19 protein-coding genes are annotated in these 22,974 nt (G+C 38.3%); 10 read left to right on the forward strand and 9 right to left on the reverse strand.

Annotated elements, in window-relative coordinates; translation table 11 throughout:
* Nucleotides 1-84 precede the first annotated feature (84 nt).
* Complete coding sequence (gene acnA, locus ACFIJL_RS00190; RefSeq protein ID WP_375621963.1) at nucleotides 85-2,772, reverse strand: aconitate hydratase AcnA; 2,688 nt, start codon at nucleotides 2,770-2,772, stop codon at nucleotides 85-87.
* 297 nt (nucleotides 2,773-3,069) lie between these two features.
* Here acnA and ccmA point away from each other — a divergent pair, with 297 nt between their 5' ends.
* From ccmA to ACFIJL_RS00215, 5 genes are read left to right on the forward strand one after another with little or no spacing between them, the layout of a single operon-like run.
* Nucleotides 3,070-3,681, forward strand: coding sequence for a heme ABC exporter ATP-binding protein CcmA (gene ccmA / locus ACFIJL_RS00195; RefSeq protein ID WP_375621964.1), 612 nt, complete (start codon nucleotides 3,070-3,072; stop codon nucleotides 3,679-3,681).
* Between the two features lie 11 nt (nucleotides 3,682-3,692).
* Entirely contained in the window at nucleotides 3,693-4,358 is a 666-nt protein-coding gene (gene ccmB, locus ACFIJL_RS00200) for a heme exporter protein CcmB (protein ID WP_375621965.1), read from the forward strand.
* 46 nt (nucleotides 4,359-4,404) lie between these two features.
* Nucleotides 4,405-5,184: a heme ABC transporter permease gene (locus ACFIJL_RS00205; RefSeq protein WP_375621966.1), complete on the forward strand. Its 780-nt coding sequence runs from the start codon at nucleotides 4,405-4,407 to the stop codon at nucleotides 5,182-5,184.
* Nucleotides 5,172-5,396, forward strand: a complete 225-nt coding sequence (locus ACFIJL_RS00210) for a hypothetical protein (RefSeq protein WP_375621967.1) — start codon at nucleotides 5,172-5,174, stop codon at nucleotides 5,394-5,396. The genes ACFIJL_RS00205 and ACFIJL_RS00210 overlap by 13 nt, the downstream gene beginning before the upstream one ends.
* A 1-nt stretch (nucleotide 5,397) precedes the next feature.
* Nucleotides 5,398-5,991 carry a DsbE family thiol:disulfide interchange protein gene (locus ACFIJL_RS00215; protein WP_375621968.1) on the forward strand — a complete coding sequence of 198 codons (594 nt, stop codon included), beginning with the start codon at nucleotides 5,398-5,400 and terminating at the stop codon, nucleotides 5,989-5,991.
* A 230-nt stretch (nucleotides 5,992-6,221) separates the two neighbouring features.
* Here the strand turns inward: ACFIJL_RS00215 and ACFIJL_RS00220 are convergent, their stop codons facing one another.
* From ACFIJL_RS00220 to ACFIJL_RS00230, 3 genes are read right to left on the reverse strand one after another with little or no spacing between them, the layout of a single operon-like run.
* Complete coding sequence (locus ACFIJL_RS00220) at nucleotides 6,222-7,202, reverse strand: Hsp33 family molecular chaperone (RefSeq protein WP_375621969.1); 981 nt, start codon at nucleotides 7,200-7,202, stop codon at nucleotides 6,222-6,224.
* Nucleotides 7,203-7,238: 36 nt separating this feature from the next.
* Entirely contained in the window at nucleotides 7,239-8,174 is a 936-nt protein-coding gene (gene argF / locus ACFIJL_RS00225) for an ornithine carbamoyltransferase (protein WP_375621970.1), read from the reverse strand.
* Nucleotides 8,171-9,385: an aspartate aminotransferase family protein gene (locus ACFIJL_RS00230; RefSeq protein WP_375621971.1), complete on the reverse strand. Its 1,215-nt coding sequence runs from the start codon at nucleotides 9,383-9,385 to the stop codon at nucleotides 8,171-8,173. Before ACFIJL_RS00230 ends, argF begins: the two co-directional genes overlap by 4 nt.
* 484 nt (nucleotides 9,386-9,869) lie before the next feature.
* Here ACFIJL_RS00230 and ACFIJL_RS00235 point away from each other — a divergent pair, with 484 nt between their 5' ends.
* Together ACFIJL_RS00235 and ACFIJL_RS00240 are read left to right on the forward strand one after the other, a co-directional pair.
* On the forward strand, nucleotides 9,870-10,406 hold the full coding sequence (locus tag ACFIJL_RS00235) for a GcrA family cell cycle regulator (protein WP_375621972.1): 537 nt from the start codon (nucleotides 9,870-9,872) through the stop codon (nucleotides 10,404-10,406).
* A 542-nt stretch (nucleotides 10,407-10,948) separates the two neighbouring features.
* Complete coding sequence (locus ACFIJL_RS00240) at nucleotides 10,949-11,098, forward strand: hypothetical protein (protein WP_375621973.1); 150 nt, start codon at nucleotides 10,949-10,951, stop codon at nucleotides 11,096-11,098.
* Between the two features lie 216 nt (nucleotides 11,099-11,314).
* Here ACFIJL_RS00240 and ACFIJL_RS00245 read toward each other — a convergent pair whose 3' ends face one another.
* Nucleotides 11,315-11,905 (reverse strand): Smr/MutS family protein, encoded by a 591-nt coding sequence (locus ACFIJL_RS00245; protein ID WP_375621974.1) that lies wholly within the window; start codon nucleotides 11,903-11,905, stop codon nucleotides 11,315-11,317.
* Nucleotides 11,906-11,957: 52 nt separating this feature from the next.
* A complete protein-coding gene (locus ACFIJL_RS00250) occupies nucleotides 11,958-12,650 on the reverse strand; it encodes a Tim44/TimA family putative adaptor protein (RefSeq protein ID WP_375621975.1) in 693 nt (230 codons plus the stop codon).
* A gap of 167 nt (nucleotides 12,651-12,817) precedes the next feature.
* On the opposite strand from ACFIJL_RS00250, the gene ACFIJL_RS00255 reads away from it, so the two are divergent.
* The gene (locus ACFIJL_RS00255; RefSeq protein ID WP_375621976.1) at nucleotides 12,818-13,312 is read left to right on the forward strand and encodes an FxsA family protein; all 495 of its coding nucleotides are present in this window, start codon (nucleotides 12,818-12,820) and stop codon (nucleotides 13,310-13,312) included.
* Between the two features lie 142 nt (nucleotides 13,313-13,454).
* Complete coding sequence (secB, locus tag ACFIJL_RS00260; RefSeq protein ID WP_375621977.1) at nucleotides 13,455-13,931, forward strand: protein-export chaperone SecB; 477 nt, start codon at nucleotides 13,455-13,457, stop codon at nucleotides 13,929-13,931.
* 67 nt (nucleotides 13,932-13,998) lie between these two features.
* On the opposite strand, the gene ACFIJL_RS00265 is transcribed toward secB, so the two are convergent.
* The gene (locus ACFIJL_RS00265; RefSeq protein WP_375621978.1) at nucleotides 13,999-16,299 is read right to left on the reverse strand and encodes an NADP-dependent malic enzyme; all 2,301 of its coding nucleotides are present in this window, start codon (nucleotides 16,297-16,299) and stop codon (nucleotides 13,999-14,001) included.
* A gap of 191 nt (nucleotides 16,300-16,490) precedes the next feature.
* Between ACFIJL_RS00265 and mutS the strand changes: the two genes are divergently transcribed.
* Complete coding sequence (gene mutS, locus ACFIJL_RS00270; RefSeq protein WP_375621979.1) at nucleotides 16,491-19,235, forward strand: DNA mismatch repair protein MutS; 2,745 nt, start codon at nucleotides 16,491-16,493, stop codon at nucleotides 19,233-19,235.
* A 1,025-nt stretch (nucleotides 19,236-20,260) separates the two neighbouring features.
* Here the strand turns inward: mutS and ilvD are convergent.
* Entirely contained in the window at nucleotides 20,261-22,099 is a 1,839-nt protein-coding gene (gene ilvD, locus ACFIJL_RS00275) for a dihydroxy-acid dehydratase (RefSeq protein WP_375621980.1), read from the reverse strand.
* A 257-nt stretch (nucleotides 22,100-22,356) separates the two neighbouring features.
* Entirely contained in the window at nucleotides 22,357-22,608 is a 252-nt protein-coding gene (locus tag ACFIJL_RS00280) for a hypothetical protein (protein WP_375621981.1), read from the reverse strand.
* Nucleotides 22,609-22,974 lie beyond the last annotated feature (366 nt).

The following is a 22,974-nucleotide window of genomic DNA, read 5'->3' on the forward strand; positions in this document are numbered from 1 at the left end:
AGATAGTCATAAAAAACGAAGCCAAACTCTTTGATCCGCAACTGTATAGCTTAATAATAGATATTTCTTAACAAACAAAAGAATTTAAACGGCTAACTTACGTAAGACATATTGCAAAATTCCACCATGATGCAAATAATCTAGCTCATCTTCAGTATCAACACGGCACAATAATGGAACGGTTTTTACCTTACCATCAGAAAAAGTAATTTTCGCTACAGTCTTTTGACGAGGTTTCAAGTTATGAATCCCTTCAATTGTTACCTTTTCATCTCCCTTTAAGCCTAAAGATTTCCAACTTAGCCCCTCTTCAAAGACAAAAGGGACAATACCCATACCAACAAGATTAGAGCGATGTATCCTTTCAAAAGATTGCACAATCACCGCTTTGACACCAAGAAGATTGGTCCCCTTGGCAGCCCAATCGCGTGATGATCCATTGCCATATTCAATACCAGCAAAAACAACGAGCGGAACACCTTCTTGTTTATACGCCATTGCTGCATCGTAAATGGTTTGTTCTACCGCTGACGGATAATGGACCGTATAACCTCCTTCTCGACCATTTTCCCCTAACATGAAATTACGAATGCGAATATTGGCAAAGGTCCCACGCACCATAACTTCATGATTCCCACGACGCGTTCCATACTGATTAAAATCAGCTACTTTAACACCATGATCCATTAAATATTTTCCGGCAGGAGAAGCTGCTTTAATAGAACCAGCAGGAGAAATATGATCCGTCGTGATTTTATCACCAAATAAACCTAAAATCCGTGCATCTCTAATATCTGGTAAGATATCAGGTGTTTTCTGCATAGCATCGAAATAAGGTGGATTGCGTACATAGGTGGATTGCTCATCCCAAGAATAGGTAGAACCCGTAGGAATCCGAACTTTTTGCCAATTTTCATCTCCCTTAAAGACATCTGCATACTTTTCGGCAAAAACCTTACGCGTGACATTTTTTTCGATAAACTCCTGTATTTCTTGAGAAGTTGGCCAAATATCTCTTAAGTAAATCGGTTGACCATCTGAATCTTCACCAAGAGGTTCCTTGGTTAAATCTTTACACACTGTCCCAATGAGCGCATGTGCAACAACTAACGGTGGTGAAGCTAAATAATTCGCTTGCACATCAGGGGAAACACGCCCTTCAAAATTACGATTTCCTGAAAGAACCGCAGATGCAATTATACCATTGTCATTAATCGTTTTGGAAATAGCTGGATGCAAAGGACCAGAATTCCCAATACATGTTGTGCATCCAAATCCTACTAAGTTAAATCCTAATGCATCTAAATCTTTTTGCAGACCCGAATTTTGAAGATAAGCTTCAACGACTTGTGAACCGGGTGCAAGAGAAGTTTTTACCCATGGTTTGCTCTTGAGACCCTTTGTCACAGCATTTCGTGCCAAAAGACCCGCTGCAATAAGAACACTTGGATTCGATGTATTCGTACACGACGTAATCGCAGCGATCACCACATCACCGTGACCAAGCGTATATTCTTCACCCTCGACCTGATAACGTTTATCTTGTCCAGAAGTCTTCTTATAGTCTTCGACCAATGCCTTCTCAAAACCCTGCCCAACATTTTCCAATGCAATACGTCCTTCAGGACGTTTAGGACCAGCCATAGAAGAGACAACGGTTCCCATATCTAATTCAATTGTATCACTAAAAATGGGATGAGCCACCATTTCATCATGCCACATCCCTTGTGCTTTGGTAAAAGCTTCCACTAAGGCAATCCGATCTTCATCACGCCCTGTCATATTGAGATAACGCACTGTCTCCTTATCAATTGGGAAAAAACCACACGTTGCTCCATATTCAGGGGCCATATTTCCAATCGTTGCCCGATCAGCAAGCGTCATATGCTCTAAACCAGGACCAAAAAACTCAACAAATTTACCGACAACACCTTTTTGGCGTAACACTTGGGTCACCGTTAATACAAGATCGGTGGCGGTTACACCTTCTTTAAGTTTCCCTGTTAGACGAAAACCAATCACTTCAGGTAACAACATAGAAACAGGTTGGCCTAACATTGCCGCTTCTGCTTCAATACCACCAACACCCCAACCTAAAACACCCAAACCATTCACCATAGTCGTATGCGAATCAGTTCCCACACAGGTGTCAGGATAAACCGTCTCACACCCCTCTTCCTTCTTCGTCCACACGCATTGTGCTAAATATTCTAAGTTAACCTGATGACAAATCCCTGTTCCTGGAGGAACAACACGAAAATTTTGAAAAGCTTGCTGCCCCCATTTAAGAAAACGATAGCGCTCACCATTGCGTTCATATTCATGTTCAACGTTTTCCTTAAAAGCCATGGAATTGCCAAAAGCATCAACAATAACTGAGTGATCAATGACGAGATCAACGGGAATCAGAGGATTGATTTTTTCAGCGTTACCGCCAAGTTTAACCATAGCATCACGCATTGCAGAAAGATCAACAACTGCTGGAACACCTGTAAAATCCTGCATAAGAACACGTGCAGGACGGTAAGCAATTTCTGCCCCAGCGCTCCCTTTGTCGTTTAACCACTTAGCAACATTGAGGATATCCTCTTTTTTAACTGTGCGACCATCTTCAAATCGCAATAAATTTTCGAGAATAACTTTCATCGAAAACGGCAAACGAGAAACACCTTCAAGTCCGTTCTTCTCCGCTTCGATCAAGCTATAATAAGTATATTCTTTGTCACCAACATTTAATACTCTGCGACAATTAAAGCTATCAATTTGAGTCATGACTGTCCACCCTCATACTATAATCACCCAATTTCCAGGAATGAACAACACAAACTACGAGTCAAGGTCGCAGCTTGAGCGCAGACGCAATTACCTCCGCTATCCATTTCCCCCTCCACCCGCTCATAGGCAAATGCGGAAATCAGCGCCAGAAACCATTTTACACCAGATATTGATGTAAGGCACCCCTTATAGAACTATTTCTAGAACTATTCTAGGTACAATTGCATAAAAAATGTGTTTTTTATTCTATAATGCACTAAAGAATATGAAAATAAAAACAAAATAGGCAATCACATGGTGTTATCAGGCAAAAATCTAGCCGCTCACAGAAACGAGGAAATTCTGTTTCAAGGTCTTTCTTTTTGTTTATTTTCACAGCAACTTATGACAATCACCGGTCCTAATGGTATCGGAAAGTCTACATTACTCCGAATCATTGTCGGTCTTCTTGAAGCTGCTGAAGGTCATATAATCCTTAAAGACCATGATCAAATATACCCTGTTGCAACTGCCTGTCATTATCTTGGTCCTCAAAATGCTATGAAACCTCTCTTATCTGTCATTGATAATTTGCAATTTTGGGCAGATTTTTACGGTCAACATTTACATTTTGCGCATGACGCTCTTGCCGATATTGGTCTTTCTAACCTTGAACATTTACCTTTTAACGCTCTGTCAACTGGACAACAAAGACGCGCAGCTATTGCTCGCCTTTTGCTCTCCTATCGTCCTATTTGGATTTTAGATGAACCAATATCTGGGCTTGATAACCATGCTCAAAAACTCCTTGCTCGTATTTTCCAGCGTCATCTCAATCAAGGTGGTATGATTATCGCCGCGACTCATAGTTCCCTAGGTATTCCAGAAAACCATAAAATCGCTTTGGAAAAATTTTTACCTCTTTAAGAAAGAATAAAATGAAAGCACTGTTCTGGCGTGATCTTAAACTATTATTAGCACCACAAGCCTCTCCACTAACAGGACTATTGTTTTTCATCGCTGTTGTTATCATAACCCCCTTTGCCATTGGACCAGATCCCAAAACTCTTGCACAAATAGGACCAGGTATATTGTGGTTTGGAGCCCTTCTTGCAGGGCTCCTCAATCTGAACAAACTTTTCCAAATCGATCGCGATGATGGTAATCTCGACCAATTTATCCTTTCAGGACAAAGACAAAGTTTTACACTAATTGTCTTTACCAAATGTCTTGCCCATTGGGTAGGAACAATGCTTCCTCTTATTTTTGCTACACCTATTTTAGCCCTCATGCTCCATTTAGATGTAGTAATAACTTTTACAACAATACTTACCCTTTTATGCGGAACACCAGCCATTATTTTTATTGGCGCTATAGGAGCAGCACTGGCAACCTCATTGTTGCAAAGTACCCTTCTTATTTTCATCATTATCTTGCCATGGATCATTCCAATTATGATTTTTGGTGTTTCAGCTGCTACAGCTCCAACAAACCCAAATGCCTCTTTTCTCACATCCCTAGCTCTTCTTGGCGCTTTTTCACTTCTTTTGAGTCTTTTTAGCTCTTTTGTTGCTGCGATAACGCTTAAACTTTTATCAGAATAATAAAAGATGATTGCCGCATAGCAAAACTCTGCCTATTATGAATTTTATGAATGAAATAATGCGCACATATAAAATCAGGTCACTCCCTATAAGTTTTACCCGTTTCATGAAAATAAGCAAAATGATTTTGCCTTGGTTAGCCAGCATAACATTGTGTGTCCTTATCTTAGGGCTTATTCTTGTGATGCATTCCCCTGATGACTATCAACAAGGCATTACTGTTAAGATTATGTACCTTCATGTTCCCTTTGCGTGGTTGTCTACATTCTGCTATGTAACGATGAGTGCAGCGGCATTAGGAAATCTGATTTGGAAATATCATCTTGCTGATGTGGCACTTAAGTGTGGAGCGCCTATTGGGGCAATTTTTACCGCCTTAGCTCTCATGACAGGAGCACTTTGGGGGCGACCTACATGGGGAACATGGTGGGTCTGGGATGCACGATTAACATCAGTTTTAATTCTGCTTTTTATCTATCTTTCCATTATCCTGCTTGGACGAGCTTTCGATAACCCAATAAAAGCCGCGCGCGCTACTGCAATTCTTACACTTGTTGGATTTGTTAATATCCCTATTATTAAATTTTCCGTTAATTGGTGGAATACATTGCATCAACCAGCATCATTGTTACGCGCTGGAGGACCAACAATCGACAATGCTATGTTATGGCCCCTCATAACAATGCTCTTTTGTTTCATATTTATGTTTATTACGCTCTATTTGATGGCTATGCGAAATGAAATCAATCATCGTTATATCCAAATACTTCAGATGAAAAAATCCCGTCGTGCACAACAACAGGACTCTTCATCATGCTCGACCTAAATGGCATCCAAAGCGGACTTTTAGGAAATCTATCTTTGAAAATTGATTTTTTCCTTGGAACCCTTAAACACGAGCAAATTGTTGTTTTAAGCTATACGCTCTCTGCAATATCCCTCTTATGTCTCATTGGATATATTCTTTACAAAGCTCTATGCCAAAAAAAAATTCTCAAACAGCTAAACCAAAAAGAGCTGTCTCAAAAAGAAAAATAGAATGAAAAACATCTCTCTAAAACTTAAAAAAAATATATCTTTGCCTGTTTTGTTTGTTCTTTTTGGACCATTTGTGCTTTTTCTTCTGCTCATGGTGTTTTTTTTCAATTTTATGGGTAAAAAACACCCTCAAGATCCTTCTCTCCTCCCAAATGCATTGGCTGAAAAACCTGCCCCCAATACTTATCTTCCCCTCCTTGATAAGGAAAGTTATCTCAATTCAAAACAGTTTAAAGGACGTGTCACATTGGTCAATTTTTGGGGTTCTTGGTGTTTACCCTGTCGCGAAGAGCATCCTCTTCTTATGAAAATTGCACAAGATAAACGTTTTGATCTAATTGGCATTAATTATAAAGATAACAAAGCAAACGCCCTGCGCTTTTTAAACAGTTTTGGTAATCCTTTTAAATTTATTGGCTTTGATGATTCAGGATATACAGCTATTGACTGGGGGGTGTATGGACCACCAGAAACCTTTCTCTTGAATAAAGAGAGTATTATTATTGCCAAACATGTTGGTCCCTTAACATGGCAAATTTATCAAAAAAAAATTCTCCCTAAAATTGAACAAGCGATCGTAACAGAAGACAAATAAAATATCGACATATTGATTTTAAATAATTTTTACCATTTTTATCTATTAAATGAAAACATCGAATACTATGAGATTTTTTTAAATTTCTTTATGTTGAATTAAAAAAATGTTTAAGAAAAGGCTAAAGAAAGAAATATTCTAGAGATTCATATTAGCTATGCTTAAACTTTTATGACGTGAATAAAATAAGCTTTTATTGCAATCATCATTACTTAATGAAAAATGTTTGATTATGTTTTTTCTTCCAAAAATTCTTGCGCTATAAAACGATACGTTTTTGAGCAAAATTCACATGTAACTGAAATATATTTATTTTGAACCATTTTATTGCGTTCATCAATAGGAAAGCCTTCTAGGATTCCTTTAATTTTTTCGCGTGAACAAGAACATTGATCAACAAGAGAAAAAGAATTAAAAACTCTAACACCTTGTTCATGAAAAAGACGAAACAATAACTGTTTACTACCAACTTGAGGATCCGTTAATTCTGCACTTTCAATCGTTTTCATGAGCATTTTGGCTTCTTGCCATTGGTTATCCAATTGGGTGTGGTTTTTTGTTTCTTCTCGCTTGTAATGAGACGATGCTTGGGGCAAAAGTTGGGTCAAAATACCTCCAGCGCGCCATCTTTTCTGCGGTTTTCCTTGTTGATCACGATTAATTAATATAGCAACAGCCAAACGGATATCGGTAGGAATTTGCTCTGATTGATCAAAATAAGTGCGAGAAGCTTCTTGTAAATTTGATCCATCTAATGCAACTATCCCTTGATAGGGTTGCATATGGGGACCTTGATCAATCGTAAAAGCTAAAGTGCCTTTTCCTAAAAGTGTTTCTGAAGAGGTTTGATCACTGTCTATTGCTTGTTTCAGCTGTTCTTTATCAAAACGAGCGTATCCACGTAAACTGGAAGGAGGCGAAAAATCGCACACCAACATATTAACCGGTCCATCGGAATGGGTTTGTAGAATAAATTTTCCCGTAAGCTTTAGAGAAGTTCCAAGCAGAACCGTTAAAAGTAAAGCTTCTGCCAGAAGATAAGAAACCGGTTCAGGATATTGATGTCTGTTAAGAATAGAATTTAAAGTTTCCCCAAGTTGTACGGTACGTCCACGGATATCAAGTTCTTCGACTTGAAAGGGAATAACATTATCATCTTCATGCAAGAAAGTGTTGTTGAGAGAGGCTTCATCTTTAGCGTGTTTACTCATAGCTTTGCCTTTTTTATATAATTTGTTGTAGGGTGGCTATTTTGTAGAGAAAAACGCATCTTGTAAACACCAAGAAAGAATTGCTTTTTGAGCATGAAGACGATTTTCCGCCTCATCGAAAACAACAGAGTGCGGTCCATCAATCACAGAATCAACCACTTCTTCACCACGATGAGCAGGAAGACAATGCATAAAAAGAGCATCAGGTTTTGCTAATTTCATGAGAGATTCATTGACTTGATAAGGCTGAAAAATAGAACGACTGCGAGCACGAAATTCTTGTCCCATGGAGACCCATGTGTCGGTCATAATACAATCAGCATCTTGAGCTGCTTTTTGGGGATCATGGGTTAGCATAAGATGTGCTCCCCGCTCACGTGCCCAATGTATAAATTTTTCCTGTGGTTCACTGCCCTTTGGAGTAGCAATACGCAAATGAAAACCAAAAAGAGCTGCGGCTTCAATTAAGGAATGGAGCACATTATTACCATCCCCCATCCACGCAAATATTTTGCCAGCAATTGGCCCCCGATGCTCCTCATAGGTTAAGATATCTGCTAGAATTTGGCAAGGATGTGTATCATCTGTAAGGGCATTAATGACAGGAATTTGTGCATATTGTGCCAATTCGAGCATACGTTGGTGTTTCGTTGTTCGCAATATCACAATATCCACAAAACGGGATAAAACGCGCGCCGTATCAGCTATGGTTTCACTATGACCAAGTTGCATCTCTGAACCCGTGAGCATGATCGTATTTCCCCCCATCTGGCGCATACTGATATCGAATGAAATACGGGTTCGTGTGGATGGTTTTTCAAAAATCATCGCGAGTGTTTTACCTATAAAAGGTTTTGAACCTTTTCCTGCCTTAAAAGATGCTTTAAGAATTTTTGCATAATCAATCAGTGCACGTGCCATTGCTGGCGTTAAAATGGATAAATCCGTGAAATGACGAAGAGCATTTGTCATATGTGTGATATTTGTCTTTCTTTATTTATTTGCGAAAGATAGGAAATTGCTTTTTCAATACGATGCAAACTTTCATCTATTTCTTCTTCCCTAATGATAAGAGGAGGCAATAAGCGCACAACATTGTTGTTGGCTGCAACGCTTAAGAGATATTCATTTTCCAAAGCATTAACGACAAGATTTGAAGGCACAACACATTGAATACCCAACATAAGCCCCATCCCCTGAACTGCGCAGATAATATCAGGATAGATATTGAGAATGTGCAAAAGCCCACTTTTTAGTTTATCACCCATGCGCTGAACATGGATGAGAAAACTTGGCTCTAACAAAATATCAAGAATACTATTTCCTACAGCCATTCCAAGCAAATTTCCTCCAAAGGTTGATCCATGCGTTCCAGGTATCATACTTTTTGCAACTTTATCCGTTGCAAGGCAAGCGCCCAATGGAAATCCACCTCCTAGTCCTTTTGCGAGGGTAAGAATATCAGGCGTGACATCACTCCATTCATAAGCAAAAAGCTTTCCTGTTCGTCCCATGCCCGTTTGCACTTCATCCAAAATCAACAACAGACCATTATCATCGCATATTTTACGCAAAAATCTTAAATATTCATGAGAAACCGTTCGTATTCCTCCTTCTCCTTGAATAGGTTCAATAAGAATAGCGGCGGTATTTTTATTAATAGCGTTACGCAAAGCGACTTCATCACAAAAAGGTACTTGAATAAATCCACCAGCTTTAGGTCCAAAGCCTTCAAGATACTTTTCATGCCCAGTCGCAGCAAGTGCTGCAAGTGTACGTCCATGAAATGCCCCTTCAAAAGTAATTATTTCAATGCGTGCTGAATGACCAGTAGCATAGTAATAATGACGTGCCGTTTTGAATGCGCACTCCAATGCTTCAGTGCCTGAATTGCAGAAAAAAACCTTATCCGCAAAACTATTTGCACAAAGCCGCGTGGCAAAAGATGCTTGTTCAGGAGATTGAAAAATATTAGAAACATGCCAAAGTTTTTCAGCTTGTATCTTGAGCGTATCAACCAATTTTGGATGTGAATATCCTAATGCATTAACAGCAATGCCAGATGTGAAATCAAGATAATGGTCTCCTTTATCGGAAATAAGCCATACACCATGCCCCTGTTCAAAATGCAAATTTCGTCTTGCGAAGCATTCATAAAGTGGTTGTATAGAGACAGCATCCATCATAATTTCCTTTATATTTTAACCTTTTCAATATATACAAAGCAATACTACAAATGAAACAGCATGGTACATTTCGTTACGGTGCTTTCAACATTTCATTACGATTAATGATTAGACCTATGGAATAGATCATTACACCAATTGAAAAAAAGTCAATAAAGCTTCTACAAATAAGCATTTTGAGAAAAAGCCTTAAACAAAAGTAAAAGTTTAGCCTATAATTGATTTGCAAGTTGGGGAAAACATTCTAAATAAACTCTTCAAGAGTTAAAGACTCTTGTCATAGAGTGAGTGCATATTGTAATTTACAATATAATAAGCAAGATGATGTGTTTTGATTTGTAAGTCCACAGGTTGGGTGATTTTCTTATGCTCGCTTAGAGTGTAAAGTTCTTTCATTCAGCGTAATGAAAACATTATTTAAACATTTGAAGATGCAACGGGGGAGAGCATCTTAGTGACGTAATCGGAATGGAGTACTGGTATGGGTTGGACATGTGAACGCGTTGAGCTTCTTAAAAAGCTTTGGAGTGAAGGGTTAAGTGCAAGTCAAATTGCTGCTCAATTAGGGGGGGTCAGCAGAAATGCAGTCATCGGCAAAGTACATCGATTAAAGTTACCAGGACGTGGTAAGACAGCACAAGGAAGCACACGTGTGCAAAAAACTCCCGTAGGAAGCAGCAGCCCGTCATCTCCACGTGTGCGTCGCAACACATCCACGGTATCGCCAATAAACACATCATCTGTAAGTATTGAAGAAACAGCTTTAAAGACAGAATTTATAGTGGAAGATGTAAAAGAAGTTGATATATCCACAAAATCCAATGTCGTTGTGCCTATATCACGTCAACTTAATCTTCTACAATTGAGTGAAAATACATGTAGATGGCCGGTTGGCGATCCATTATCAGCAGATTTTCATTTTTGTGGTGCCGATTCTGATGAAAATAGCCCCTATTGTGCCTTTCATGCTAAGCTAGCATTTCAACCAATATCTGAAAGACGTCGGATAAGAGTATAATACCCACGGTAGAATCTCATATTCTACGCCTTCTGCGCTTCGTTATTAAATTTCCGACTATCGGATTAGTATGAGAAAGAAATTTATGAAAACGGGGCTTTTAATATTTCTTCATAAACTATTCAACGAAACTGTATCTTTTGGTGCTACTGCGCAGCTATGTGTTGTAAAGTTATATTTCTGTTCATTTTCACGATTCTCTTTAATTTAGTTGTACTGCTGTTAACACTATCCATAGCAATATCTTTTGAATAAGACAGTTTCTCAATTTCTCATGTTTTTATTCTTCGTGTATTTAATAGAGTCATGCTATGGTTTATAAAAATAATTTATCGCTTTGCAACCTGAATGAGGTTCATCTATATCTCTCTCATTCTAAGTCTTCTTATATTGAATTAATCAAATTTTTTCGTTTGCACATCACAAACAAGATGAGAGCCGTGTAGAGTAAAAACACTTAAAGAAAAGCATGCCTTTATAAATGCTTTCAAGTGCCAAGGGCTTAAAGAATTGTCGCAACATTGGGAGATATGGAAAAGTGTATGATGATGCCAGCTTGCTCTTTTATTAAGCATAAAGATAGGCGTGCTTCATGGATTTATCATTATACCCTTCACGAATGCCGTCGCAAAATAGGATTGGGAGTGTTGAAAGATGTTTCTTTAAAACAAGCCTGTGAATATATGCAATGACAATGTCGTTCTGTTTTGCGTGAGGGATGTGTCCCCATTAAAGAACGCGATAAACAAAAGCGTGAAGTAATACGTAGAATATAAAATAATATCTTTATAATTTTTTATAAAAAATTATAAAGAAGAGAATATTGTATTCAAGGCTCTTACGAAATATACGAAAACAATAAATTATAAGTATGAATAAATATTAAACCTAGAACGACCACAATAACATCAATTTCCTTCTTCCGACACAAAACGGCGCAACCAAACATAAAGCGCACCTTCTCCGCCATGCTGACGCGCTGCTTGCTCAAACGCATGGACATAATATCGAAAAGCTGGTGTTGATAACCAATACGGAACAAATCTATACAAAGCTCCATCGCTCCCAACTGATCGGCCTTTTCCTGTAATCACAAGGACATAACGCAATCCTCTCTGCTGAGAAAATTGTAGAAATTTTTTTAAGAAAAAATAAGCTTCTTCCTGCATATAACCATGGAGATCAAGACGCGCCTCAAGAGGATAACGACCTTGAGAAATTTTATGATGTGCAACATGATCAAAGAAATGAATCTTATGCGCTTGTGTAACACCCTTCTTTTCTCTTTTAATCATTGTGGAGTGTTGTTGATTTTCACGAGACACTGGAGGATTTTGAGTTACGCGCTGTTTTTTATCATTAATATTTGCAATATTTTCTGAAACAGAAGAGGATATCTTACCATGAAGCGGTGTTGTCGTACGACAAACCATCTCCCATAAAAGGCGATCTTGTGAAGCCAATAAACCTCTTTTTTGTCTCCATTCATTTGAGGACATTTTCATTTCTCATAAATCATTGAGTGCTTATGGAAAAAACACCAAAAGTACTTTAATTTTCATCTTCTGTAGCAAAAAGCTTCCAGTTTGGATCTGACGATAAGCTATTGCGAACAAAAGTCCAAATATCCCTAATTTCTACAATAGCATCAGGATCACCATCTATACGCTCGCCCTGTTCATTATAAGTAACAGAAATCATCTCACTGACGATACGTATCGTTAAAAGTTCATCCTTTTCTTGTATTGCCGCCGCGACAAACTCGATCTTATTAATTCCAACGAAAGTGAACTCTATTCTTTCTTTATTTTTTTCTCGTTGCTCAATAGCCGTACAAAAACTCTCAAAAACATCCTGACAAAGCAAGCTTTTAAGTTGATTGCGATCACCTTTGGCAAAAGCTGTTACAATCATTTCATAAGCAATTTGTGCACCTTTTATAAAAAATTGAGGAGAAAAATGAGGATCAATTCTATGCAATTCCCGCAAATTTTTATTCAAAATACTTCCCTGTGGTGAAATTTTATCAATTTCACTAAAGTCGTCTTTTTGTGAATTTTTCTGATGAGGGAACGAAACAATATTATCAGCCGTTTCTGCTTCAACTTGTTTTTTAGAACGACGTGAATAAGGATCAAAGGGTGGCTTTTCAAACCCAATTCGTTTCCCTAATACATTACGGAGTTGCACAAAAATAACAACCATAACAACAAGAGCTATGACAAGTATAACGTCAAATTCCATAGGCGCTATCAATCTCCAAAGCTTAAGTCTCTAATAAACATTGCAGTCAATACCATTTATCAATAAATATGTAAAATAAGGAATCTTATCATTCAAATATTTTTATAGATTTAAACGGAGTGCTCTTAAGAATTTCTCCCCCTACTCATCCAGAAGGAAACTTTCATGTGATAAAACTTTATTCTATAAATCCTCGTTTTTTTGTTGTTATCTTTCTTTGCATTCTTTTAATCGAGATTGCTGGTTTTATCTTTGTTGGTCAAGAAATTGGTATTTTGGCAACTTTGAGTTTGGTTATTCTCACAACCATAGTTGGGGTTGTTTTATTGCGAATTCAAGGGATTAGCCTTTTAAAAAACATACAAAATGAACTTATTCAAGGACGCACATTAGAGAATAATATTATTAATGATGCTTTCATCCTGTTTAGTGCAATTTTACTTATTCTTCCCGGCTTTGTAAGTGATCTCTTGGGAATATTACTTCTTATTAAACCAATTCGCTCTGTTGTTTGGCATTTCTTTGCATCATTAAAAAACAAAATGAATCCCAATGCTAAAAGAAAAAATGACTCTGAAAAAATAATTGATCTTAAAGCAGAAGATTACACAATTCATGATACTACAGAATCTCCATGGCGCAAAAATGATGATAACCATTGAAATGCCTAAAAAATCTGTAACAAACTAAAAAAATATTCAAGATAAAGAGCGCATTTCTTGCAACCTTTTGCAAGGCGTGATAACCAATCTAGTCTTTAGATCTAAAATAAATATACATATTATAATGAGAGAGGTTCGTCGTATGGCCGAAGGTGAAATGAATAACAGTAGTGGAGAGCCGGTTTTTGCTGTATTAACTCAATATTTAAAAGATTTATCATTCGAAAACCCAGGGGCTCCTCGTTCATTGCGTGCACGTGAAAAATCACCACAAATTGATATCAATATTAACGTCAATGCTAACCCAATTGGTGATGATAATTATGATGTCGTTTTGTCTCTCTCCGTCAAAGCCAATGATGAAACTGAAACCTTATTTCATGTAGAACTGATTTACGGTGGTGTTTTTCACCTTAAAAACATTCCACAAGAACATGTTATGCCTCTGGTCTTTATTGAATGTCCCCGTCTTTTATTTCCATTTGCTCGCCAAATTATATCTGATGCTACTCAAAATGGTGGCTTTCCACCTTTGTGGATTGATCCTATTGATTTTGCAGCACTCTTCCAAAAGCGTCTTTCTGAAGAACAAAAAGACAATCAAATACAGCCTTCTTAAAAAATTTATTCTTTTGTTATCAAAAAGCCCCTTGATATATTATTGGTATATTAGGGGTTTTTTTCCTTTAGACGACTTTTGCGGCATGATAAGCCGCAAGCATTGCAATATTGACAACATCTGTATCGCTTCCACTAAACGGTACAATTTGGACAGATTTTTCCAATCCAATTAAAATAGGACCAATGATGGTTGCTTCACCAAGTTCTTGTAACATTTTGCTTGCAATGGAAGACGCATGATATCCAGGCATAACCAAAATGTTAGCGGGCTCCGTTAATCCCATAAATGGATATTGCTGCATCAATTTGGGATTGAGTGCCACATCAGCACTCATTTCTCCATCAAACTCAAAATCAACTTTGCGTTCATGCAAGATATTAATCGCATCCTGAACTTGCTGTGTCATCTGCCCGTTCATATAACCAAATGTAGAAAATGCTAAAAATGCTACCCGTGGTTGATATCCAAATCCTCGCACAAAAGAAGCTGCTTGTTCAGCTATATCCGCAAGTTCTTCAGCATTAGGATTTTCATAAACAGCTGTATCCGTAATAAACACAGTTCGTCCACGGCAAATAGCCATTGAAATACCAATCAATCGTTCTTTTGGTTTTTCATCAATTGCACGACGTATATCGATCAACGCTGTTTCATAATTGCATGTCACCCCTGTAACCATTGCATCAGCATCTCCTAGTGCCACCATACACGCAGCAAAATAATTGCGATCATTATTGATACGATGATGACAATCACGCAACAGCCAGCCTTGACGCTGCATCTTTTTATAAAGATAATTCGCATAAGCATCTGTACGGCAAGAAAGCTTAGCATTCATAATAGAAATACCTTCACGCTCCAGATCAATTCCAGCGATAACAGCCGCTTCTCTTACTTGATCTTCACGACCAACCAAAATCGCTTGTCCTAATTTTTGATGAACATAGGAAACAGCTGCCCGCATAACTTGCTCTTCTTCACCTTCTGCAAAGACAATTTGTTTTGGCACTTGACGAACATGGTTATAAACCTCACGCATTATAGAGGAAGTAGGATCACGTCTCGCATTCAAATCGCGCTCATAGGCCTCTAAATCATCTATGTTCTTTTGCGCAACACCGCTTTCCATTGCTGCTTTTGCTACCGCTATTGAAACAACCGTAAATAAACGCGGATCAAAAGGAACAGGGATGATATAATTAGGACCAAATTTTAATCGCTTTCCATGATAAGCTTCTGCAACGCTGTCAGGCACTTCTTCATGCGCTAAATTAGCAAGAGCCTTTGCCGCAGCAATCTTCATGTCTTCATTAATAACTCTTGCACGCACATCAAGCGCACCACGAAATATATAAGGAAAACAGAGAACATTATTAATCTGATTTGGATAATCGGAACGTCCTGTTGCGACAATGGCATCATGACGCACTTGCATAACCTCTTCCGGCGTAATTTCTGGATCGGGATTAGCCATAGCAAAAATGATGGGCTGGGGGGCCATGGATTTTACCATTTCAGGAGTAAGAGCACCTTTAGCAGAAACCCCAAAAAATATATCTGCACCTTCCATTGCTTCCATAAGCGTACGTTTATCTGTTTGAATAGCATGCGCAGATTTCCACTGATTCATTCCCTCTTTGCGACCTTTATAGACCACACCCTTTGTATCACATAATATGATATTTTCGGAACGAAAACCCATCGCTTTAATCAGTTCAATACAAGCAATCCCTGCAGAACCAGCACCATTACAGACTAACCGCGTATTTTGCATATCGCGCCCTGTTAAAGTCAAAGCATTGAGAACACCAGCAGCTACAATAATTGCTGTACCGTGTTGATCGTCGTGAAAAACAGGAATATTCATCACCTCGCGTAGGCGGCTTTCAATCATAAAGCACTCTGGCGCCTTAATGTCTTCAAGATTGATTCCACCAAAAGAAGGTTCTAAATGACGCACTAAATTGATAAAACTTTCCGTATCGTTTATATCAATTTCTAAATCAATGGAATCAATATCCGCAAAACGCTTAAACAACACTGCTTTGCCTTCCATGACCGGCTTAGAGGCAAGTGCACCTAAATTGCCTAACCCTAAAATAGCTGTACCATTTGAAATAACAGCAACAAGATTGCCTTTTGCTGTATAATCATAAGCTAGCGCTGGATTTTGAGCAATTGCCTTAACTGGAACCGCAACACCTGGTGAATAAGCAAGTGCTAAATCATGCTGTGTTGCCATAGACTTTGTTGGAACAATCTCAAGCTTTCCTGGTCGACCACGACTATGAAAATCTAGAGCTTCTCTTTCGCTCGCACTGTAAACCGTTTGAGATATTTTCTGATCCTGCTCGCTCTTTTTCATCTCACTCTATCTTCTCCAAAAACAGTGTCAATTTTGCATTGTTAATGCGTATAATCATCCAATTTTTAAAATTTGATTCATATATCAAAAATCGCTATTCTTGCCTTAGCAAATCTAATGATGCGTTTCAATTTAGAGATAAATAAATAAAAGAGTAAAATTTTTACTTAAAGGGAACAGGCTACGTACAAATGGATAAAAAAAACAACTATAAAAATAATTTAATTCCACAGTCTGGCTCCTCATCTGCTCTCCCTCAAGAACGTCTTACTCCTATGATGGAGCAGTATATAGAAATCAAAGCCGTCAATCATGATTCCCTTCTCTTTTACCGAATGGGTGATTTCTATGAATTATTTTTTAATGATGCAATTGAAGCTGCTCAAGCTTTAGGAATCACACTCACAGCACGTGGAAAACATTTAGGACAAGATATTCCTATGTGTGGTGTTCCCGTTCATGCGGCAGATGATTATTTGCAAAAACTCATTGCTTGTGGTTATCGCGTTGCTGTTTGTGAACAAACAGAAGATCCTGCTGAAGCGAAAAAACGTGGCTCAAAATCTGTTGTTCGGCGTGATGTTGTTCGTCTTGTAACACCTGGAACAATAACAGAAGAAAAACTCCTTGATCCAACACGCGCAAATTATTTGATGACACTTTCCCGTATAAAAACCAGTGATGGAGAGGAGTTTGCTCTTTCTTGGATTGATATCTCAACAGGCATATTTCGTGTAACAGAAAGCCGCCAAGAAAAACTTTTGGCAGATATTATGCGTGTGGATCCAAAAGAAATCATTGTTGCTGATTCCTTTTTCCATGATAAATCTCACAAATCGCTTTTTAATGTTCTTGACCGTATTGTTTCACCTCAACCTGCTTGTCTCTTTGATGCACTCACCGCTGAACGCGATATTTGCAATTATTTTAAGCTCTCAACTCTTGAGGGGATTGCCGATTATTCACGCTGTGAACTCTCTGCAATTGTAGCGGCTATTCGTTATATCGAAAAAACACAAATCACACATCGTCCTCCTCTCATGCAACCTGAGCGCCAAAATGAAAGTGCGACTCTTTTTATTGATGCTGCAACCAGACTAAGCCTTGAACTTATTCGTACGACATCAGGTCAACGGGATGGAAGTTTATTAAAAGCTATTGATCGCACTGTAACAGGAGGAGGATCACGCCTTCTTATTGATCGCCTTATTGCTCCCCTCACCACTCCTTCAGCGATTGATACGCGTTTGGATTCTATCGATTTTTTTCTACGTAATCCTTCTCTTGCAGAAGCGATAAAGCTTATTTTAAAGGGGGGACCAGATATGCCCCGCGCCGTTTCACGTTTGGCTCTTGGACGAGGAGGTCCCCGTGATATGGCGACAATCCAGCGTGGCTTTGAAATCATTCGTGAATTGCATCAACTTCTTGATAATGAGCTTCTGCCTCAAGAAATAAGTGGTGTACAACAGGTATTTTCAAACTTACCCACTGCTTTATACTTTCATTTAGAACAAGCATTAGCTGATGATCTCCCACTCCTTAAACGTGATGGAGGATTTATTCGTTCCAATTATCATAAAGAGCTCGATGAAATGCGTGCTTTACGTGATGAATCTCGCCGTATCATTGCTGAACTTCAAGCGCAATATGCCCAAGAAACAGATATTAAGACGCTTAAAATAAAGCATAATAATATTCTAGGTTATTTCATTGAAGTAACCAGCACACAAGCATCTTCCCTTACAAATAATCCACAAGCTAAAGCACGTTTTATTCATCGGCAAACAATGGCAAACGCTATGCGTTTTACGACAACAGAGCTTGCTGACCTTGAAAGCCGCATTGCCCATGCTGCCAACCACGCATTGACACTTGAATTAGAGATCTTTGATATTCTTGTTCAAGAAATTACCGAACAAGTTGATTTTATTCGTAAAGCCTCTGAAGCACTTGCCATTTTAGATGTCTCTGTCGCTCTAGCGCATCTTGCTGAAGAACAAGGATATTGCCGCCCTAAAATTGATCATTCACTGACCTTTCATATTACAGCAGGACGCCATCCTGTCGTCGAGCAAGCACTCCGTAAACAAGCCGCAGAACCTTTTATTGCCAATAATTGTGATCTCTCTGTGAAAGAAAATCAGCAATATGCAGCAATCTGGCTTTTGACAGGGCCTAATATGGGAGGGAAATCAACTTTTTTGCGGCAAAATGCTCTTATTGCTATTATGGCGCAAATGGGATCCTTCGTTCCAGCAACTTCAGCACATATTGGTGTCGTTGATCGCCTATTTAGTCGCGTTGGGGCTTCCGATGATCTTGCAAGGGGGCGCTCAACCTTTATGATGGAAATGGTTGAAACAGCAACGATTCTCAATCATGCTAGCCACCATTCCCTTGTTATTCTTGATGAAATAGGACGTGGAACATCAACCTTTGATGGACTTTCTATTGCTTGGGCTGCTGTTGAATATCTCCATGAAATTAACCATTGTCGTGCTATTCTTGCTACCCATTTTCATGAAATGACTGCACTTACCGAAAAACTTGACAGACTGCATAATGTAACCATGAAAGTCAAAAACTGGGATGGTGATGTAGTTTTTCTTCATGAAATCACACCAGGAGCGGCTGACCGTTCCTATGGTGTACAAGTGGCAAAGCTTGCTGGACTTCCCCCAGCCGTTATTACACGAGCAACAGATGTACTCCATCAATTAGAACAAGGCGAAATGGCTGGAAAAGGACATAAACTCATTGATGATTTACCACTCTTTTCTCTTAAAGCAACATCTCCCGTCAATGAAGCAAAAAACAAACATTGTGTACTTCACGAAGCTTTAAAAAATATCCATCCCGATGAACTCTCTCCTAAACAAGCTTTAGAAGCAATTTACCACCTCAAACAGCTTGAAAAGAGTACCCCCCTATAGAAAACAAATGCTATTTTTTATTAAAAAGCTCTCTTAATAGGAGATAACGTAACCTTTTTTGCTATGCCACAGCACAAACAGTTATTTACCGTATTCCCATTGCTTTTCTACATAATCTATTTTGATAAGTGTAATTGCCTATAGGCAAAACCCTATGCATTATATTTCATATTGCCTTAGATTAATATTGGCTCTTATACAAAAATTGCTCAACATCGACTATTTTTACAAGATTGTCTTTTTTTGTAAAGATTGTCATGAAACTCCTGCACCTTGCAAATACGCCATATTTAATGAATTATGCTTTTTCACGATCAATATTATTGTTATCATAGTAATATTTTTAGTTTAAAACTGTCAGTGTTGGAATACCATCCTTTGCATAATAAATTCATGAATAATGGATCTCGTATTTTCTTCACATTTTAAATTATAAAGAGCTCTTTTACTGTTTTCATATGAAACATATAATTAGATATATCATAGCAGTACGTTATTTTCATAAACATCCTTGAACTCCTTCCCGCCTCTCAATGGATAAAGATTTTCATTCGAATCAAGTCTGCAAATAGTCCAGATTCTAACGGACTTCCCTTGACTTTCTAGTCATGTGATTCTCTTAAACTCAAAGCTTTACAAACAAGTCTAAGAATATTCACCACGCACTAAAAACACACTTAATATTTAAGCAAAATGCCGTATATCACAGTCCTAAATGACAGTGTTTTACGGTACAACAAGATAATGCCACCAGTACAATAAATATCTTTCATAAATATGAGTAATAAGAAATCGTAATTTCGTATAAAATTGGAATATGATATGAAAAGTAATGATACTGTATCTGTCTTACATAGCTGCTAAAATAAGCAATCTACCGCAGTTTTTAGTTGTATTGATAATTTTTTAAATCATACTTATCATGACTCGAAATATTCTGATAAGTTCATAAACTCATAAAATAATTAGCTTAGAATATCGTGCACAAGATGCAAAAAATCAGAGTACTGTCTCTATTCAACTCATCAAATATTACGTACTGCACCTTTTGAAGCAGATGTAGTCATCGCTGCATAGGCTTTGAGAGCCTTTGAAACTTTACGCTGACGCTTCTCAATTGGTTGCCAAGCGCCTTTTCCTTTTGCTTCCATCTTAGCACGGCGCTGCTTCATCTCAACGTCATCCACCAACATATGAATGCTACGATTTGGAATATCAATTTCTATGATATCCCCCTCTTCCACCAACGCAATTTCTCCTCCTTCAGCAGCTTCTGGCGAAATATGTCCTATTGAGAGCCCTGAGCTTCCCCCTGAAAAACGTCCATCCGTAACAAGTGCACAAACCTTGCCCAACCCTTTAGATTTGAGATAACTCGTCGGATAAAGCATTTCTTGCATTCCAGGTCCTCCACGTGGACCTTCATAACGGATTAAAACAATTTCACCTGTTTTAATCTTATCCGTTAATATAGCTGAAACAGCTGAATCTTGGCTTTCAAAAATTCTTGCCGGACCTTTAAAGGTTAAAATTGATTGATCAACGCCTGCTGTTTTTACAATACAGCCATCTTTTGCAAGATTTCCATAAAGAACTGCCAATCCTCCATCTTGTGAATAGGCATGTTCTCTATCGCGAATCACACCTTTTTCACGATCAAGATCAAGGGTCTCATAGCGACTAGATTGGCTAAAAGCTGTCTGTGTTGGAATACCACCTGGAGCAGCACGATAAAATGCACGAACTGTTGGCTCATTAGTTTGCTTTACATCCCAATGGTAAAGAGCTTCTTTCATCGTTTTTGCGTGAACCGTATGAGTTGACGTATCAATGAGTCCCGCCGCATCCAATTCGCCTAAAAGCCCCATAATACCACCAGCGCGATGAACATCTTCCATATGTACATTCGCAACAGCAGGAGCAACTTTGCATAAAACCGGAACACAACGCGAAAGATGATCAATATCCGTCATGGTAAAATCCACCTCACCTTCTTGTGCCGCCGCTAAAAGATGCAGTACTGTATTGGTTGATCCCCCCATGGCAATATCAACGGTCATTGCATTTTCAAAAGCCTTGCGTGAAGCAATAGAACGCGGCAAAACTGTTTCATCATCTTCTTCATAATAACGTTTAACCAATGCAACAATCTGTTTTCCAGCTTCTTCAAAAAGCATTCGTCGATCTGCATGTGTTGCTAGCATTGATCCATTTCCGGGAAGCGAAAGCCCCAATGCTTCCGTTAAACAATTCATAGAGTTGGCTGTAAACATTCCAGAACAAGAACCACATGTAGGACAAGCTGCGCGCTCCATTTTAGCAACTTCTTCTTCTGAATTTTGTTCTGAAGCTGCTGCAACCATGGCATCAACCAAATCAACCGTTAAATCTTGATCCTTCCATTTAATCTTACCTGCTTCCATAGGACCACCTGAAACAAAGATTGTCGGAATATTCAACCGTAAAGCAGCCATTAACATACCAGGCGTAATTTTGTCACAATTAGAAATACAAACAAGTGCATCCGCACAATGGGCGTTAACCATATACTCTACAGAATCAGCAATAATTTCACGTGAAGGCAAAGAATAGAGCATTCCATCGTGCCCCATCGCAATTCCATCATCTACAGCAATGGTGTTAAACTCTTTCGCAACACCACCGGCAACGGCTATTTGTTGTGCAACCAATTGCCCAAGATCTTTTAAATGAACATGCCCTGGTACAAATTGTGTAAAAGAATTCGCAATCGCAATAATGGGTTTACCAAAATCTGCATCTTTCATCCCTGTTGCACGCCAAAGACCGCGAGCTCCAGCCATATTACGCCCGTGAGTCGATATTCTTGAACGGTAAGAAGGCATTATTTTTTTCCCCTCAAATAATTCCATTTTGCTTGTTGTGCTGTAACTTCATTATAAAAACAAGAGCTTTAATATTCAAAAGAGAAAAATACCTTGGACTGAGGCATTTGAAGCACAAAATTAAAAGCTTTGCATAAACTTTTTCATAAAGCCTTTGTTTTTTTCTTACCTGTTAATCAACATCTAATCCCTGTGCAAGTCCACGTTTGAGACAAATATCAAAAATGCTTCAGTGTGGCACGAACTGTTCCAGATTTTTATATACCAGATTTTGTGGGTATATTACATCTATCTGTTTGCGTAATTTCTGGAACAAGAAGACAGTGTAATTTGGAAAGAACATAAAGGCGTAATGGTAAAAACCTATCATCTCCTGACAATTTAGCTTTACACCTTTCAAACGCATTCATAGAAATATCTTTTAAATAATGATGAGGCATTGTCTCATGTTTTTGTTTTTCACACTCTTCAATGGAGTTAGTCCCTTCAGGAAGAACAGAACGCCCCAAACAAATATACTTGTATTACTAATTCACGCATTCATTTTAAAGAAACATTTTTCAGTGCGCTCGGATCCATTTCACAACAGCGTCCATGAATAGTATAACAAACCCTGTGAATCATATAAATTTAAAGGCAGCATCTTCATCACTTATGAAGAAGCAAACAGACACCATCATGCATTTTACCCATCCCCAATATTACAAAGTCATTGGCAATTAAGACAATTCACAAAAAGCATTTTTATTCCTTTCTTCAAGTGTTTTTATCCACATGACTCTCCTTGCTTATGACATACAAACAAGTGATTTTAACTGTTTTAATATAAGAGGATTTAAAATGAGAGAATTTTAAGATATTCGGGACTATCTCCC

Origin of the sequence: Bartonella sp. TT119HLJHH, assembly GCF_042193385.1 — a bacterium.
Lineage (GTDB): Bacteria > Pseudomonadota > Alphaproteobacteria > Rhizobiales > Rhizobiaceae > Bartonella.

What these genes read in the sequence shown, in the direction of transcription:
- acnA (WP_375621963.1), bottom strand. Translation starts at nt 2,772, where the DNA reads ATGACTCAAATTGATAGCTTTAATTGTCGCAGAGTATTAAATGTTGGT.
- ccmA (WP_375621964.1), top strand. Translation starts at nt 3,070, where the DNA reads ATGGTGTTATCAGGCAAAAATCTAGCCGCTCACAGAAACGAGGAAATT.
- ccmB (WP_375621965.1), top strand. Translation starts at nt 3,693, where the DNA reads ATGAAAGCACTGTTCTGGCGTGATCTTAAACTATTATTAGCACCACAA.
- ACFIJL_RS00205 (WP_375621966.1), top strand. Translation starts at nt 4,405, where the DNA reads ATGAATGAAATAATGCGCACATATAAAATCAGGTCACTCCCTATAAGT.
- ACFIJL_RS00210 (WP_375621967.1), top strand. Translation starts at nt 5,172, where the DNA reads ATGCTCGACCTAAATGGCATCCAAAGCGGACTTTTAGGAAATCTATCT.
- ACFIJL_RS00215 (WP_375621968.1), top strand. Translation starts at nt 5,398, where the DNA reads ATGAAAAACATCTCTCTAAAACTTAAAAAAAATATATCTTTGCCTGTT.
- ACFIJL_RS00220 (WP_375621969.1), bottom strand. Translation starts at nt 7,202, where the DNA reads ATGAGTAAACACGCTAAAGATGAAGCCTCTCTCAACAACACTTTCTTG.
- argF (WP_375621970.1), bottom strand. Translation starts at nt 8,174, where the DNA reads ATGACAAATGCTCTTCGTCATTTCACGGATTTATCCATTTTAACGCCA.
- ACFIJL_RS00230 (WP_375621971.1), bottom strand. Translation starts at nt 9,385, where the DNA reads ATGGATGCTGTCTCTATACAACCACTTTATGAATGCTTCGCAAGACGA.
- ACFIJL_RS00235 (WP_375621972.1), top strand. Translation starts at nt 9,870, where the DNA reads ATGGGTTGGACATGTGAACGCGTTGAGCTTCTTAAAAAGCTTTGGAGT.
- ACFIJL_RS00240 (WP_375621973.1), top strand. Translation starts at nt 10,949, where the DNA reads ATGATGATGCCAGCTTGCTCTTTTATTAAGCATAAAGATAGGCGTGCT.
- ACFIJL_RS00245 (WP_375621974.1), bottom strand. Translation starts at nt 11,905, where the DNA reads ATGTCCTCAAATGAATGGAGACAAAAAAGAGGTTTATTGGCTTCACAA.
- ACFIJL_RS00250 (WP_375621975.1), bottom strand. Translation starts at nt 12,650, where the DNA reads ATGGAATTTGACGTTATACTTGTCATAGCTCTTGTTGTTATGGTTGTT.
- secB (WP_375621977.1), top strand. Translation starts at nt 13,455, where the DNA reads ATGGCCGAAGGTGAAATGAATAACAGTAGTGGAGAGCCGGTTTTTGCT.
- ACFIJL_RS00265 (WP_375621978.1), bottom strand. Translation starts at nt 16,299, where the DNA reads ATGAAAAAGAGCGAGCAGGATCAGAAAATATCTCAAACGGTTTACAGT.
- mutS (WP_375621979.1), top strand. Translation starts at nt 16,491, where the DNA reads ATGGATAAAAAAAACAACTATAAAAATAATTTAATTCCACAGTCTGGC.
- ilvD (WP_375621980.1), bottom strand. Translation starts at nt 22,099, where the DNA reads ATGCCTTCTTACCGTTCAAGAATATCGACTCACGGGCGTAATATGGCT.